This is a genomic window from Sphaerospermopsis aphanizomenoides BCCUSP55, assembly GCF_001586785.1.
GTDB lineage: Bacteria > Cyanobacteriota > Cyanobacteriia > Cyanobacteriales > Nostocaceae > Sphaerospermopsis_A > Sphaerospermopsis_A aphanizomenoides_A.
Window position 1 is genome coordinate 23,447 of the sequence record NZ_LUFH02000028.1, and the last position, 16,319, is coordinate 39,765.

15 protein-coding genes and 1 pseudogene are annotated in these 16,319 nt (G+C 39.0%); 6 read left to right on the plus strand and 10 right to left on the minus strand.

Annotation, left to right across the window (positions count from 1 at the left end; all coding sequences use genetic code 11):
- The first annotated feature begins 265 nt into the window (after window positions 1–265).
- Window positions 266–1,165, plus strand: a complete 900-nt coding sequence (lipA, locus tag A0J48_RS09280; RefSeq protein ID WP_200322430.1) for a lipoyl synthase — start codon at window positions 266–268, stop codon at window positions 1,163–1,165.
- 277 nt (window positions 1,166–1,442) lie between these two features.
- Window positions 1,443–1,556 (plus strand): photosystem I protein PsaX, encoded by a 114-nt coding sequence (gene psaX / locus A0J48_RS09285; RefSeq protein ID WP_200322432.1) that lies wholly within the window; start codon window positions 1,443–1,445, stop codon window positions 1,554–1,556.
- 130 nt (window positions 1,557–1,686) lie between these two features.
- On the opposite strand, the gene A0J48_RS09290 is transcribed toward psaX, so the two are convergent.
- Complete coding sequence (locus tag A0J48_RS09290; protein ID WP_200322434.1) at window positions 1,687–2,553, minus strand: branched-chain amino acid ABC transporter permease; 867 nt, start codon at window positions 2,551–2,553, stop codon at window positions 1,687–1,689.
- 182 nt (window positions 2,554–2,735) lie between these two features.
- Between A0J48_RS09290 and hrmK the strand changes: the two genes are divergently transcribed.
- Window positions 2,736–4,610, plus strand: a complete 1,875-nt coding sequence (gene hrmK / locus A0J48_RS09295) for a hybrid histidine kinase/response regulator HrmK (protein WP_200322436.1) — start codon at window positions 2,736–2,738, stop codon at window positions 4,608–4,610.
- Between the two features lie 309 nt (window positions 4,611–4,919).
- Here the strand turns inward: hrmK and psbA are convergent, their stop codons facing one another.
- The 4 genes and pseudogenes from psbA to A0J48_RS09315 form a co-directional block, all read right to left on the minus strand.
- Window positions 4,920–6,002, minus strand: coding sequence for a photosystem II q(b) protein (gene psbA, locus A0J48_RS09300; protein ID WP_200322438.1), 1,083 nt, complete (start codon window positions 6,000–6,002; stop codon window positions 4,920–4,922).
- Window positions 6,003–6,215: 213 nt separating this feature from the next.
- Window positions 6,216–6,566 carry a histidine triad nucleotide-binding protein gene (locus A0J48_RS09305; protein ID WP_200322440.1) on the minus strand — a complete coding sequence of 117 codons (351 nt, stop codon included), beginning with the start codon at window positions 6,564–6,566 and terminating at the stop codon, window positions 6,216–6,218.
- 90 nt (window positions 6,567–6,656) lie between these two features.
- Window positions 6,657–7,145: pseudogene (locus tag A0J48_RS09310) on the minus strand (Uma2 family endonuclease); the annotation flags it as partial.
- 54 nt (window positions 7,146–7,199) lie between these two features.
- Window positions 7,200–7,805 carry a Uma2 family endonuclease gene (locus A0J48_RS09315; RefSeq protein WP_200322442.1) on the minus strand — a complete coding sequence of 202 codons (606 nt, stop codon included), beginning with the start codon at window positions 7,803–7,805 and terminating at the stop codon, window positions 7,200–7,202.
- Window positions 7,806–7,953: 148 nt separating this feature from the next.
- Between A0J48_RS09315 and A0J48_RS09320 the strand changes: the two genes are divergently transcribed.
- A complete protein-coding gene (locus A0J48_RS09320; protein WP_200322444.1) occupies window positions 7,954–9,489 on the plus strand; it encodes a YifB family Mg chelatase-like AAA ATPase in 1,536 nt (511 codons plus the stop codon).
- 224 nt (window positions 9,490–9,713) lie between these two features.
- Here A0J48_RS09320 and A0J48_RS09325 read toward each other — a convergent pair whose 3' ends face one another.
- From A0J48_RS09325 to holA, 3 genes are all read right to left on the minus strand, one after another.
- Window positions 9,714–10,352, minus strand: a complete 639-nt coding sequence (locus A0J48_RS09325; RefSeq protein ID WP_200322446.1) for a hypothetical protein — start codon at window positions 10,350–10,352, stop codon at window positions 9,714–9,716.
- A gap of 366 nt (window positions 10,353–10,718) precedes the next feature.
- Entirely contained in the window at window positions 10,719–11,216 is a 498-nt protein-coding gene (locus A0J48_RS09330) for a DUF4168 domain-containing protein (protein WP_200322448.1), read from the minus strand.
- A gap of 230 nt (window positions 11,217–11,446) precedes the next feature.
- Window positions 11,447–12,433, minus strand: coding sequence for a DNA polymerase III subunit delta (gene holA, locus A0J48_RS09335; protein ID WP_200322450.1), 987 nt, complete (start codon window positions 12,431–12,433; stop codon window positions 11,447–11,449).
- 159 nt (window positions 12,434–12,592) lie between these two features.
- On the opposite strand from holA, the gene A0J48_RS09340 reads away from it, so the two are divergent.
- Window positions 12,593–13,381: a DUF1868 domain-containing protein gene (locus A0J48_RS09340; protein WP_200322452.1), complete on the plus strand. Its 789-nt coding sequence runs from the start codon at window positions 12,593–12,595 to the stop codon at window positions 13,379–13,381.
- Between the two features lie 250 nt (window positions 13,382–13,631).
- Here A0J48_RS09340 and A0J48_RS09345 read toward each other — a convergent pair whose 3' ends face one another.
- Window positions 13,632–14,414, minus strand: a complete 783-nt coding sequence (locus A0J48_RS09345) for an RDD family protein (protein WP_200322454.1) — start codon at window positions 14,412–14,414, stop codon at window positions 13,632–13,634.
- A gap of 4 nt (window positions 14,415–14,418) precedes the next feature.
- Window positions 14,419–15,252 (minus strand): hypothetical protein, encoded by an 834-nt coding sequence (locus tag A0J48_RS09350; protein ID WP_200322456.1) that lies wholly within the window; start codon window positions 15,250–15,252, stop codon window positions 14,419–14,421.
- 79 nt (window positions 15,253–15,331) lie between these two features.
- Here A0J48_RS09350 and A0J48_RS09355 point away from each other — a divergent pair, with 79 nt between their 5' ends.
- On the plus strand, window positions 15,332–16,303 hold the full coding sequence (locus tag A0J48_RS09355; protein ID WP_200322458.1) for a stage II sporulation protein M: 972 nt from the start codon (window positions 15,332–15,334) through the stop codon (window positions 16,301–16,303).
- The last annotated feature ends 16 nt before the right edge of the window (window positions 16,304–16,319 follow it).

Here is a 16,319-nt window from a genome sequence, read left to right on the forward strand (position 1 = left end):
GCCGCTTGACATTAAGAATTCTCCCACTATATACAGGATTTGTGTAAATTGGGGGACAGTATATTTCTGTATAAGTGCCAAAATTGCAAGTTAGGTATACAACTTTTGCTTGTTTTTTCATTAATGGTTAGTAAGCTATCACTAGCTTTACCTTTACGAGTCTTAATGTAACAGACTTTCAAGGTAATTTAAGCTGCTCAATGATTTCTCTTAACCTATAGTAGTATATCTTTTATCTCTATTTTTTTAGATAGATGAAATATTTATGAATTCTTTAAGACAAATTGAACTCAAATCAGAAATTGCCGCAATGCCTATTTGGTTGCGTCGTTCTATCGGTAAAGCCAGTGAGATTTCTACTGTACAACGTATTATTAAGCAGCGCCAAATTCATACGATTTGTGAAGAAGGCCGCTGTCCTAATCGGGGAGAGTGCTATGCCCAAAAAACCGCAACTTTTTTACTGATGGGACCCACCTGCACCAGGTCTTGTGCTTTTTGTCAAGTAGATAAAGGTCATGCCCCAATGGCTGTAGATCAGGAAGAACCGCAAAAGGTAGCCGAGTCCGTGCAGCTTTTGGGATTGCGCTATGTGGTACTGACTTCAGTAGCCCGTGATGACTTACATGACGGAGGTGCAGGTCATTTTGTCACAACGATGCAGACAATTCGCCAAATTAACCCAGAAACACAAATAGAAGTGCTGACACCAGATTTTTGGGGTGGTGGGGGTGTTGGTGTGGCTGGTCAAAAGCAAAGAATAGAAATGATTGTTACTGCTAAACCAGCTTGTTACAACCATAATGTCGAGACGGTGCGGAGGTTAACGGGGCCAGTAAGACGGGGAGCGAAATACGATCGCTCTTTAGAAGTGCTGGCAACAGTTAAAGAAATTGATACTAGTATTCCCACCAAGTCAGGTTTGATGCTGGGACATGGAGAAACCAAGGAAGAAGTTATTGAGACAATGGCAGATTTAAGGGCTGTAGGCTGCGATCGCCTAACACTCGGTCAATATATGCGTCCATCGTTAGAACATTTGCCAGTACAAAAATACTGGACACCAGAGGAATTTGATCAACTTGGCAGAATAGCCGCAGAAATGGGATTTACTCATGTTCGTTCCGCTCCCTTGGTGCGTAGTTCCTATCACGCTGGGGAATAAGGTTAGGGTGTGGGGTGTAGGGTGTAGGGGACAGACAAGTAACGAGCGATGAGTCATGAGTGGTGACAAGAAGACGAGTCAACCACTCGGTACTCGGTACTCGCTACTCGCTACTCTAGGGTGTGGGGTAGAAGAGTTTTCCCCATTACTCCCTGCTCCCTGCTCCTTTTCCTCTTAGCTGTTTCCTGTTCTCACACAAATATTTTTAAAGATTCTGGGGAATTGGTGCTTCTGTTTGGTATTTGTTAAAAAGTCATCAAAACAGGAGAACCAAATTATGACAAAAGGTAAAGCTGCTAAACCAACCTATGCTTTTCGTACAGGCTGGGCGTTGTTACTGTTGGCTATCAACTTTTTGGTAGCAGCTTATTATTTCCACATCATTGAATAATTAGAAGTGGAATGGTGCTGCTCAAGTTAGCTATCAGCTATCGGCGTTCAGCTTTTGAATTAAGCAGGTTAGTATTTGTTGTGCTATGGCTTACCGTTAGGCTGACTGCTGACTGCTGACTACTAACTGCTCAAATCGTGCCTTTGAATAAACCTTTGGGACGAATGAGTAGCACCAAAATCATGATTAACAGTGCTACACCTTGTTTGTACTGTGAACCCAACCAAGGGGTGCTGACTTCTTGGAAAATACCAATGATAAAAGCAGCGGCGATCGCACCGTAGGGGTTGCCAATTCCCCCTAAAATGACAGAGGCAAATAAGGGTAAAATCAAGAACCAACCCATATTTGGACGTACCGCAGTCATCAAACCGTACATACTGCCACCTAAAGAAGTTAAAGTACCAGCAATTACCCAAGTCCAAAGAATTACTCGGTCAACATTGATGCCAGAGACTCTAGCTAAATCTAAATCATCGGCCACTGCTCGCATAGCTTTACCAATTTTGGTGTTTTGCAGTAAGTAGTGGAGAGATAAAATTGCCAGCACTGCTAACCCCAGTACCCATAATTGATTTTGTGGTACTCTTAATTCCCCAATTTCCAGAGCAGGAATGACAGGAAGATTATAGTTGAGGTTTTTACCACCCCAGATAAAAATAATGCCATTGCGGAGAAATAAAGCTAGTCCAATAGAGATAATGATCAGGGTTGTGGAAGTAGCACGAATCGAGCGCATCTTTGACCACAACAATTTTTCTGCTAGTAACATTGCGGCTACTGTTCCCGCAGCAGCTAGTATCATTGATATCCAGATATTTATACCCAGGTTATTTATTAGTAGTGTCAAATAAGCTCCCAGTGTGAGAAAGTCACCATGAGCAAAATTAGATAATCGTAAAATTCCATAGGTAAGTGTTAGTCCGACTGCTGCTAGGGCAATAATACTACCCACAGCAATGCCATTAATTATTAATTGAGCTAGTTGTGTATCCATTGTTTTCAGTTTCTCTAGCAAAAAAATCAATATTTACTTTTTTTAATAAGTATTTGGATTGAGCATTATCACCGACACTACCAGTTATGTTTTACAATTGAAAGAGATTTATCCGTTAAAATACATAAAATAAATTTCGCATTTTCTTGCCCAGATCAATTTCTTTGGCGGTCGAGTTGACCATGCAGCAATCTTCAAGCTTACCAGAACAGAACTCACAGATAGATGGAACACCAAAACTTTTGCAAACAATCCAGCAACTGCGGAACGCCTTGTGGTTGGAAAGCAGCTTGAATCGGTTGCAAAGTCGGTTGCATGAATGTCTACTTTCGGCTGTAAACACGATGCCACAAGGGATAGCCGCAGAAGCAGAAATTTTTCAAACCGTGGTAAATGAACTTCATCAGGCTCTAAATGCTGATTGGATAGCGTTCACGCAGTATGCCGTAGGCATCGCTCAATGTCAACCACAAGAAAACGTCGGTAAGATTTGCTATGTTTCTAGTATTTCTACCTTAGAAACACGCACTCTAGAAATTAGCTCTAAACAACACACAAAGCTGGAGTTTAAATTAGACGCTGCCATCAGACTAGAAGATTTACAACAGATGGAGAGACAAAAACCACGCAGTGCTTGGCGTTTAGTTGATGACTCCAGTCATCTGCTGGTATGGCTGATGATTGCCAGAATCAAACCCAATCACAATGGTCAGCGAATCCATCCATTACAGACTCAACTGCGATCGCAATTAATCACAAAAACAATCCAATATTTTCATACAGCTTTGGCACAACTAAGGCAAATTCAATCTTGGCAACAACGTTGTCAAGAGTTAACAAACTTTAATCAACAACTAGAACGCACCAATCAACTTAAAAACCAGTTTCTTGCTAATACTAGCCACGAAATCCGTACTCCTTTAAGTTCTATTATCGGATTTACTCATCTGCTTCTAGCACAAGGTTACGAACCAGAGAGACAACGCCATCAAGAGTATTTACACATTATCCAATCCAGTGGTAAGCATTTGCTAGACCTGATTAACGATATTTTGGATCTCTCTAAAATTGAAGCTAATCAGCTAGAAGTGCAATGGGAAATAGTCGATGTACCGACACTTTGTAGTAATGTTTTAGCTTTAGTGAAAGAAAAAGCTGCTAATAAGGGTTTGAAACTGCGTCTAGAAATAGATGATGATGTTACAAATTTAGTAGCTGATCCCTTGCGACTTAAGCAAATGCTATTGAATTTATTATTTAATGCTGTCAAATTTACAAATTCAGGCAGCGTTGGTTTACGGGTGAAAAAACAAGATTTATATTTACGATTTACAGTTTGGGATACTGGTATTGGCATCTCCCCGGACAACCAAACTCTCTTATTTCGTCCCTACAGTCAAATTGTTAACTCGACATCTAGCAACAACGAAGGTACAGGTTTAGGCTTAGTAGTTACTCAGCAACTAGCAGAAATTCATGGTGGTTATTTAGAGTTACAATCTGCTATTAACGAAGGTTCTTGTTTTACTATTTTCCTCCCTATCAAACCCCAGGGTCAAGTTTTAGAAGCAATCGAAATCAAGGCAGAAAAGGATTTAAAAGTTATTCAAGGAGTCAGTAATGGCTCTGTTTCCCAATTTGCTGCTCATAATTATAAAGCTTCATCACGAATAATTTTGCTGGTAGAAGATGATTTAGCAAATTCGGAATTAATGCGAATTTATCTGGGTAGATTAGGTTATCAAGTAAATTGTGTCCGGAATCCTAACGAAATGTGGACTATGTTAGCGCAGATAGAACCAGTAGTCATTTTAATGGATGTTTGTTTACCAGATGCCAATGGCTTAAACCTGGTACAAAAAATCCGACAAAATCCCCAATATCAACACATACCAATAATTGCTCAAACAGCAATGGCTATGAAAGGGGATAAAGAAACTTGTCTAGCTGCTGGTGTGAATGACTATATTTCTAAACCAATAGATTTACAGCTTTTAGGTAGTATGGTGGCAAAGTATAGCGGAAGGCAAGAGGCAAGAGGCAAAAGGCAAAAGTGAAACCCTTATTATCACTAGCTTTTAGCTTTTGAAAGTGTCGTAACTGCCTTGTCTACAGCTATATTGTTAATAGTTTGAATCAAGATTTACAAATTTTTAGGAATTTCAGGATGTAGATGATAGAGGCTATATTAGCTGTATTTATGTCTAGATTTATGTCTAGTTTGTTTCGTACATCATTTACCTGCAATATTCTGTAAATATTCATAAACAATCCTGTTCATCCTTAAATCCTGTAAATCCTGATTCTGACAAAAAAAACGCCCCCCATTTCTGGAGAGCGTTTTTTATTTATCTGAAGCTTTCAGATTAGCCGTTGATTGCAGGAGCAGTCAAAGCAACAGGAGCAACTTCACCAGCAGCTAAGTCTAAGGGGAAGTTGTGAGCGTTACGCTCGTGCATTACTTCCATACCCAAGTTAGCGCGGTTGATTACATCAGCCCAAGTACCGATTACACGACCTTGAGAGTCAATGATGGATTGGTTGAAGTTGAAACCGTTCAAGTTGAAAGCCATTGTGCTTACACCCAACGCTGTGAACCAGATTCCGATTACAGGCCAAGCAGCGAGGAAGAAGTGTAGAGAACGGCTGTTGTTGAAGGAAGCGTATTGGAAGATTAAGCGACCGAAGTAACCGTGTGCAGCAACGATGTTGTAGGTTTCTTCTTCTTGACCGAATTTGTAACCGTAGTTTTGAGATTCGTTTTCGGTTGTTTCACGAACCAAGGAGGAAGTAACCAAAGAACCGTGCATTGCAGAGAACAAGCTACCACCGAATACACCAGCTACACCTAACATATGGAAGGGGTGCATCAAGATGTTGTGTTCTGCTTGGAACACGATCATGAAGTTGAATGTACCGGAGATACCCAAAGGCATACCATCAGAGAAAGAACCTTGACCGATGGGGTAGATCAAGAATACTGCGGTAGCTGCTGCTACAGGTGCAGAGAAAGCTAGGCAGATCCAAGGACGCATACCCAAGCGGTAGGAAAGTTCCCACTCACGACCTAAGTAGCAGAATACGCCGGTCAAGAAGTGGAAAATTACCAATTGGTAAGGACCACCGTTATACAACCACTCATCTAAGGAAGCTGCTTCCCAAATGGGGTAGAAGTGCAAACCGATAGCGTTAGAAGAAGGAACAACTGCACCGGAGATGATGTTGTTTCCGTAGATCAAAGAACCTGCAACTGGTTCGCGGATACCGTCGATGTCAACGGGAGGAGCGGCAATAAACGCAATGATGAAGCAAGTAGTAGCTGCTAACAGGGTGGGGATCATTAATACACCGAACCAGCCGATGTATAGGCGGTTGTTGGTGCTGGTAATGAATTCACAGAAGCGATCCCAGATATTTGCGCTTTGGCGCTGTTGAATAGCTGTGGTCATTTTCTTATGATTGCGTGTTTTATAATGTCGGCGAGTTTTTTTCTCACCTGTATACAAAGCTTAAACTGTATGTTTAGTTTTGTAAAGATAAATTAATTTAGTGTAACTTATAACAGTTATAGATTTTTCTAATGTAGTGAGATTAACAGAAATGATAATGGGATGGGCATCTTGCCCATCCCACAAGATTTGTAGATGATTGATAGGTAAAGATCAACCAGGAGGCCATGCCATAGGACGACCACCTAAGATGTGTATGTGTAGGTGATAAACTGTTTGACCGCCATCATTACCAGTGTTCATAACCACGCGATAACCGGCTTCTAATCCTGCTTTTGCGGCAACTTTTTGGACTGTTAACAATAGATGTCCTAGTAATGCTTGGTCTTCTGGTTCGGCGGTAGCTATGTTAACTATGGGTTTCTTGGGAATAACGAGGATGTGAACTGGTGCTTGGGGGTTAACATCTGTAAACGCTAAAGCCAAGTCATCCTCATAAACTATGTTTGCGGGAATTTCCCGACGAATGATTTTACCGAAAATGGTGTCTGTGGGTTGATTCATGCAGTTTTACCTGTTCATCTGTTAGAAATTTTAGGCTATGCGTAGCGATTGCGCGGAGTAAGGTAGGCGATCGCTTTTTTGCAGAGAAAAAGATATAGTAGGTTGTTTAGGACTACCTATATAACGAATACCTCCTAAACCTAAATAATCAATAATCCAATATTCAGGAATACCTATTTCTTCATAATCGCGTAATTTAGTCAAGTAGTCATCACGCCAATTTGTACTAACAACTTCAACAATCAGGGGAATGGAAGCAGCTTGAGTTACAGTTGATTGTTTGTGCTAAAGTTGTTCATTTATTAAATTAGTCCGGTTTAATAATAAAATATCTGGAACATAGCCTGATTCACTTTCGGGTGGTTTAACTAATGCTTGTTTAGGAATGGAGTAAGGAAGATTTAATCTATCAAATTCTACAGTTATTTTTCTAGCTGTAAAGCCTATAATATCTTCATGTGGTCCTGATGGTTGTGACATTTCAACAATTACTCCATTATGCAGTTCATAGTTTCCTCCGTCTGGTTTCCAATCTACAAATTCTGCAAAAGTTACTGGTTTTTGTAAGACTTGAACCATGATTTATGTACCTTAAATTTGCTCTTATGGATAATTTGATTATACTTTTAATATTTATCTTGGCATCACATCATCTAACCGCAGTTGCAGCGAAGGTAAAAGAGGAGATTTAATCAACTCACCTAAACGATATTTCTGCTGACTGTAATCTTCACCAATTAATTGACAAACTGTAAATGTCGGTTGTTTTGGTTTACCAATAAAAACCACTCCACCTAACCCACGATAATCAACAATCCAATATTCAGGAATTCCTAATAAAGCGTATTCTTCAACTTTACGTGCATAATCTGTTTCCCAATTTGTACTTACCACTTCAACAACTAATTTAATTGATTGTCCTAACGCAATAACTGGTTCATATTCCCAAAAAGGTTCATGGTGCAGCATTGTTTCATCTAATACTACAATATCAGGACGGCGGGCTGTAGCAGTTTCCGGGAAAGGACGAATCAAACAAGTGCGAGGAATAAACCAGGGAAGTTTTTCCGCACTGATAGTAATACCTATTTGAGTAGCTATTTTACCACCTACTGCTTCATGTGGTCCTGTATGTTCCATGTCAATCAGTTCTCCATCTGCAAGTTCATAGCGGGGATTATTACCATATTGAATAATAAACTCTTCCAAGGTTAATGGTTTTGTTAATGCTTGAACCATAAGTCACCTAAATCTTTAGCTGCTATTATTTTAGCTGGAAGTTTTCCTGATTTTATGATTATTAACAGACTTATTGCGTGATTTCACTCATTGTTAATGCACCTCCTGATCTGCTTTGATATTCTCAAGGTTTATTAATATATGAAAAATGCTGGCTAGAGTCTGGAGTGCATCTATTGTTGGTATTGACGCTGTAAAAGTGGGTGTGGAAGTTGATGTTTCTGGTGGTTTACCGGGAATTGTGATTTTAGGTTTACCAGATTCCGCGATTCAAGAATCTAAAGAACGGGTAAAAGCAACATTAAAAAATGCAGGTTTTGCTTTTCCCATGCGAAAAATTGTAATTAATCTCACCCCCGCAGATTTAAGGAAAGAAGGGCCAGCTTTTGATTTACCTATTAGTGTGGGAATTTTAGCTGCTTCTGAACAAGTTAACGCCGATTTATTAGGTGATTTTTTATTTTTAGGTGAAGTTTCTTTAGATGGTACTTTGCGTCCGGTTTCTGGTGTTTTACCAATTGCTGCAACTGCAAAAAAAATGGGAATTACTGGTTTAGTTGTTCCTATTGATAATGTTCAAGAAGCTGCTGTTGTGGAAGGATTAGATGTTTATGGTTGTAGTAATATTACTGATGTTGTAAATTTATTAAATAATCCTGGAAATTATCAACCTGTAAAATTAAATGAAACAGTAGAAACCTTATCAGTAACATCTTTAAATTTAGCCGATTTGCAAGATGTAAAAGGACAAGCTCATGCACGTCGAGCTTTGGAAATTGCCGCTGCTGGAGGACATAATTTAATTTTTGTCGGACCACCTGGAAGCGGAAAAACAATGTTAGCAAGACGTTTACCAGGAATTTTACCACCTTTGGAATTTTCGGAATCTTTAGAAGTAACTCGTATTCATTCTGTTGCTGGATTATTAAAAAATCGTGGTTCATTAGTACGGGAAAGACCTTTTCGCAGTCCCCATCATTCTGCATCGGGTCCATCTTTAGTTGGTGGTGGTAGTTTTCCTCGTCCTGGAGAAATATCTTTATCACATTTTGGTATCTTGTTTTTGGATGAACTCACAGAATTTAAACGTGATGTTTTAGAGTTTCTGCGTCAACCTTTGGAAGATGGTTCTGTAACGATTTCTCGTACTCGTCAATCTGTAGTTTTCCCGGCACAATTTACATTAGTTGCTAGTACAAATCCCTGTCCTTGTGGTTATTATGGTGATACAATTCAACAGTGTACTTGTTCACCTAGACAAAGAGAACAATATTGGGCAAAGTTATCAGGTCCCTTGATGGATAGAATTGATTTACAAGTAGCGGTAAATCGCTTGAAACCAGAGGAAATTACCCAAACTGCAACAACAGGAGAACCATCAAAATCTGTGCGGGAAAGGGTGCAGAAAGCGCGGGACATTGCGACAAATCGTTTTCAATCAGAAGCAAATCTGCGTTGTAATGCCCAAATGCAAAGTCGTCATTTACAAAAATGGTGTAAATTAGATGATGCTAGTCGGAATTTATTAGAAGCAGCAATTAGAAAATTAGGGTTATCTGCAAGAGCGAGCGATCGCATTCTCAAGGTAGCACGCACAATTGCAGATTTAGCCGGAGATGAAAATATCAAACCCCAATATGTAGCAGAAGCAATTCAATATCGGACAATTGATAGAATGCAATAATTCATAATAGAGTCTACGACTACCGTAAGGGATAAGTAATTCGTAATTATTTATTTTAAGCTGCTGTGCAGCTAGATTATATATTGCGATATTGAGGAAAAGTACCCTGAAACTTTCTTCACTTTTGACTTTTGACTTGCTGTTGTGCATTTTAAATGTACAACAGCTTATCCTATCTTCTCCTTTTCCTCTGCTCACTGTCATCTATCACTTCTTTCCTATGATCAATTAAATGACAAAGATTGGATCACCTGTTCATAAGCTCTGCGGTATACAGCATCATTATTTCCAGAGCCAACTTGAGCTAATGTTACAACAATGATTTGAGAATTTTTAGGGTTAACTACAGCAATGTGTTTATGTTCATACAACCCACTAGATTCAAATTGAATAGCATTTTTATTTGCTATTTTGGCGGTCTTAAAGTTTCTAGTTGCTGCAAAATTCTGATTTTGCTGAATCCATGTAAGTAAAGGTAAGCGTTGGGGATTTTTGGAAACTGTCACTTGTACATTTGCTGGGTATTCTGTACCTCCTTCATAAGCTCCAGCTTGAATTTTTCGATTATGTTCTTTAGTCCAAATATTAACTATAGCTAAACTTGAATTAGAACCACCTCTATTTGTTTTTTGACTGACAACAAAGTCCTTAGAGGAATAGTTAAACTTGAAACCGAAGTTACTGCGGTAAACACTTAGATTATAGGCAACCAGTTTTTCTGTAGATGTTTTTGGTGCTACATTTGTAGACGCATAACTGAAAGATGGAGATGATGATGATGTGATTGCTATTGCGGTAACTGCAACTATTGACGCTGAACTAAACAGCAATTTGTGTATATTTCTGTTGTAGGATATTTTCATAATTTACTCCTTTTAGCTCAATTACATGGATTCGTTAACTCTGATAGATTCAGCAGTGGGAAGAGTATTTTCGTAAGTAAAAGGAGATTAATTCCAATATCTATCTTTTGATAGATTTCGTGGTGAATTGGGAGAAAAGTCACTAAAAAAAGGATAAAAGACAATTTTGCTCCTTTACCCTTTAACTTTTTCCGAACCAACTTAATAACTCCTGATTATTAAATGAGAAGTATGTAATTAAAAGCGTAAAAAAACAGTTTTTAACGAAGGCACAGGGCAGAAGGCAGTTTTTTTAACGGGGATTTGTACCCCGATCCAAAAACTTTGGACGAAGTCCGGTTTTAAACCTGATTGTTCAGATAATATTTAACGGTTATTAGACGCATCAGTTTTAGGTTTAGGGGTATTCTGTATTTTTAATAACGTATTATAAATTTCTTTTTTCAAATCATTGTTATTTTGGATTTCTAGAGTGATTTGATTGAATCGTTCAATACTCAAACCATTGTCTTCAACTATTTGTTGGGAATTGTTACAATATTCAACAGCTATACCCCTGGCCTTATTCGGAAGAGAATTGATGCTGTTAGGGTCATTGCAAACTATTTTGGGAATTTCTGTTCCACCTATCAGTTTTTTAATTTCCTCAAAAGCCTTCTGCCGTTTTGGTTCCATTGTGAGGACAGACTGAGCATACCTAGTAACTTCTGTCTTATTAACGGTCAAGGTTTGAGCATTAGCTTTGTGACTCAGACCTAAAGAGGTGAAAATCAAACTCGTTGTGGTGAGAGTTGCAAATACCAAAGACCCAGACAGTATTGGCTTGATTTGATTTCGGACAAGTACGAAGAAAATTTCCCGCATAGGATAGATGACACAGAATAATAGTAGAGGTATGATAATGGATTTGAATTATTTTAGGAAGAAGAAGTTCCACTCAATCTGAAATCAAGTTAATTTTTATCAGGTGACAGGTGACAGGTGACAGGTGACAGGTGACAGGTGACAGGTGACAGGTGACAGGTGACAGGTGACAGGTGACAGGTGACAGGTGACAGGTGACAGGTGACAGATAAAAAAGCAATAATTACCAATTACCTTCTCTGATATAGTTGACAAAGCTCTATCACTTTAGTTTGTAGGATTGAGGTTTCTGAAGCCCCTTGTTTCAGGCTAACTTCTAATTCCAGGAGTAGGGGTAAAGATAATACTAGTTGCTGTACAGAAAGAGATTTAACTTCTTGCTGTAAAAAATAGATACGTTTAGGGTTATTGATTTCCGCAGCCTGAGCGATCGCTTGGGGGTTACGCTCTCCACTTTCCATCATAATCTTTACCCAAAGCCAAGTGCGAAACTGACCTATTAAAGTGGCAACAATCCGTAATCCAGGTTCGGCGGCATTAATTAAATCACCTACAATTCCTAAAGCTTTAGGTGTATCTCCAGTTCTAATGGCTGCTGCCAATTGTAAAGTATTTTGAGTAGTATTTCTGACTAATTGAGTTACAGTATTGACATCTAACGGCTTGTTACTACCTTCTGTGTAAAGCCGTAATTTCTCCATTTCATTGTAGAGAAGCCGTGTATCGTTACCTATAGATTCTGCCAACAGTTCAGCAGTCTGAGTAGTTAGTTTTACACCCACAGTTTGAGCAGCTTGATTAACAGCTTGTACCAGCAATTCCGTTTTCCAGGGAGGAATGAGAGGAAATTCTTGGAACTGGGCAAATTGCTTTAAAAATTTTGTGGCTTTTAAGCGTTCATCAGGTTTGTTACGGCTAGTCAACAATAAAAACGAGTCTTCAGGAATTACGGGTAAAGTGCGTTGTAATTCTGATAACACATTTTCTGGACACTGTTGACAAAGAGTAGAATTGATTAACCATACCAAACGTCCACCAGCGCCAAAAGAGGGTGTCATGACTTGATTTAAAGCCTGAATCACAGCATCTGCTTGATCTGGGGGAAAAGCAGTATAGTTAAAACTGATCCATAGAGGATCAAGAATGCGATCGCGCAAAACTGTCACGGCTTTTTCAATGGCAAAATCATCTTCACCCCAGTAAACATAAATTGGCATAACAGTTCCAAATAGAGAATGGGAAACAGGGAACAGGGATTATTGATCTTGATTGTTCCTACCTGCCCAATTTTTAATTTTTAATTTTTAATTGGCATAACTTGGTCAAATTGAGTAAATTTTCCTACAATCTATCAAGAGAGATCGAGGCTAAGAAGATTGGACGACAACTACCAAACCTATTTAAATCGGGTAGCACGCATGACGCTACCAGAATCTTACAAAACCCAAGTTCAGCATATCCAGGAATCTTATAAATTCAAACTCCATGCTGGAGTCAGACAACCAACCTCTTTTCCTGGCTATACGCTGATCACCCCACCAGCAGAAGAAGATACACAAAACGCTGATTTTTACAATCAAATCAAGACCTATCAACGGTCGCTGTTAGAGTTACCAGTCAACTGTGATTTGATTGTACCCGTGCCTCCTGCCAGTTTTCATTTGACCGTTGCAGACTTGATTTGGGATCATGCTTTCATTCATGCTACTGAAAAAAATCCCCAATTTGAACAGGAGTTAAACTCTTGCCTAGGTAATTTATTTGACCAGTATCAACAGTTAAGAAACAAAGCCCCTAATCCAATTTCCTGGCAAATGCTAGGACTGATAGTGATGCCAAGGGCTGTAGGTGTGTGCTTAATCCCTAAAGATGAACGCTGCTATGAAGAGATTATTCAACTCCGACGATTAATTTATCAAAATCGGAAGTTAATGGGCTTAGGGATTGAGCAACATTATAACTTTACTGCTCATATTACATTAGGTTATTTTGGTGAAATTCCCACTGAACTAGACCGAATAAAACTCAGTGATCAGCTGTCAGAGTTAAATCAACAATGGTTATTGAATTTCCCAGAAATTTTAATCCATCGGGCTGAGTTGCGGAAGTTTGACAACATGACAAAATATTATCGTCAACCAGAGTGGACTAGTTTGGAGTTTTAATTTGTCAGTGGTCAGTTGTCAGAAACAGGGTGTAGGGGGTAGGGTATAGGGTGTAGGGAAGACAGCGTTGGACAGAGGTTGATCTTGGCTCAACGCAAGCGTATTGAGAATACGGAGCTTGTATCCCAAAGGTGGTTGGGGCTATCTGGAAGCCCCACACCCCACACCCCAAACTCCTAACGGGGCTTGGTCAGTTGTCAGTGATTATTCTCTGCATATCTCTGATGGCTGACTGCTGACTGCTGAATACTTACTCAAATTCTGGTTGTTGATAAGCTAAATAAACAGCTTCTAAAAATACATCAGATGAAATATCAGCTGGCATTATTGTTAAGTTAATAATAGATTGTACCTGTTGAGATAATTTTAGTGATAGAGATGTCCTAGCTTTGTGCGACATTCCATTACGTCGCAGTAAATATTCACGAATGATGGCAAAATCATCAGGTAACAATTGTGATAAATCAGATATTTTTTGCAAACTGATATAAAAGGATTTTGCTTCTGCGGAAATAATCAGATGTGCAGATTTATTAACTGTTTGAGTTTGAATTACTATAGTACCAGCAACTAAATCACCAAGGCGCTTTTCACTTTTACCAAACATAATTAAACAAGCACCAATAAATAAAGTCTCATCAATCGGACGCAGTAAAGCCCGGAGTGCAGCTTGTTGTAAACTCAGAGGTCTACCATCATCTCGCACTACCCGAATTTTAGCAATGCGTTTACCAGGAGTTTGTCCCTGCCAAATAGTTTCAAAAAAAACAAAATAACCTGTGTAAATAAAGAAGAGACTCAATAAACCTATCGCCGTCATCCATAAACCGAAACCAGTTCCAAAAATTTCTAACCCAGTATCAATTAACTGTGCGGAAATCGTCACCCAGAGAAAGATAAAAAGAGCTAAACTCAAACCCAAAATATTATAGTCAATAATTAGCGCCCAAGTCCTACTTCCTATTCCAGCCAGGGTAAATTCCAACTCAACGCTTTCTGGAGTGCTGAATTTAATTCTGTTGAATAAGTGCATGATTTTAAATTCCGCGATCGCGTAATTGCAAACCTAAACCCTCACGGCGACTGCGTAAGTCATAATATAAAACAGCTTTCATGGATTGCCAAAATGGCATGACAAACATTCCTCCTATCAAACTAATCAGCAGAGAAATAGTATAAACAATCCAGTAGATAGTAGAACCTTGCTCCAGTGGTATGAGGAAGAAACTTGGTAAATAATTAAATAAAAACACAATTGGCAGTGTGACAATACCACCAACTATTACTATCCCTTGAATCCGAAAAACCGAAGCTTTCGTTAACTCCCAACTTCTATTTACACTCTCCCTACCATTAATATTTTCTTCCACAGCTAATGGTACTTCAGCTATCACCCAACGGGCATAGAACCAAGTTAATCCCAGCACTACAAAAATTACTATTAAAACAGCAACTAAAGTAGTGACGATAATCGCTCCACTACGACCTAAGATTGTACTCAATACTACTGCTAACAAACCTACTACTATACCAGCGGCAATGATTAGTCCTAGATAAACTAAAAATACATTTATCCCTATTCGCAAATAAACTCCCCAGAATGACCATAAACGTGGATTAACATGACTTCTAGCATCTTCCACACTTTCAGGCTGGTTAATTAATTCTCCAAAAGCTAAACGGGAAATAAGTCCAGAATAGGCTGCATATTTAGCCCAGCCATAAATGGGAACTAACACCCACAAATGGGCAGTCAGAGCTAATCGCAGATAAGTTTTGAGATGAGAGCGATATAAGCGGACTGCGGCACTGACCACATTACCAATACTTAACGGCTGTAAGGGACTGGGCAAACCCCTGTTTTCATACATAGTGGTAAATGTTCCTTGATTTACGGAGCTTGATTTGAGGCCATCTTAAGCTAAATTAAACACAGTACCCGTAAATTTTATGAATATTAAACGTTGGATTGGACGACGAGAAGAAAATTGGCAGCGTTTGGACTCTCTATTAAGGAAAGTTGAACAACAACGCTTAAAATCTTTACGAGCGAGTGAAATTAGAGAGTTAGCCAGTTTATATCGTTCCGTAGCCGCAGATTTAGCCCGTGCGCGGACCCAAGAAGTCGGTAATACTTTAATCCAAAGTTTACAATCCTTGACAACTCGTGCTTATACACAAATTTACCAGGGTTCTCGTAAACAAGAATGGCAAGCAGTCGCAGAATTTTACCGTCGAGGATTTCCGGCTGTAGTGCAGCAAACATTTCCATACATAGCCACTGCTACTGCTATGTTTATATTTGGTGCTTTATTAGCTTGGTGGTATGCTTGGCAAGACCCCAATTTTATTTCGCTGATAGCATCTGAAGAATTAATTTCCCAAGTACGAGATAAAGGTCAATTATGGATGGGTTCAATTGTCGGCACTGAACCTGTAGCATCCACCAATATTATGATTAATAATATTTCCGTGTCTTTTGGTGCTGTGGCCGGGGGAATTACAGCCGGGCTGTATACAACTTATATAATGATATTTAATGGTTTATTAATTGGTGCTATTGGAACTTTAGTAGGTCAAAATAATCTCGCGTATCCGTTTTGGGCTTTTGTACTTCCTCATGGTGCGTTGGAATTACCTGCGATTTTTTTTGCAGGTGGAGCAGGACTTTTAATAGCCAAAGCAATTTTATTGCCTGGTAAATATCGTCGTCGAGATGCAATTAAATTTTATGGTTCTTTAGCTGCACAATTAGTATTTGGTATTGTACCAATGCTAATTATTGCTGGGATTATTGAAGGATTTTTCTCTCCTAATCCCATTGTTCCAGACCCGATTAAATATTTAGTAGGGATGGGATTATTTATTATTTTAGTTATATATTGTAGTCGCAAAAATATCAGAGTTATTCATAAAACTTAAAAATTGAAACAAGAGG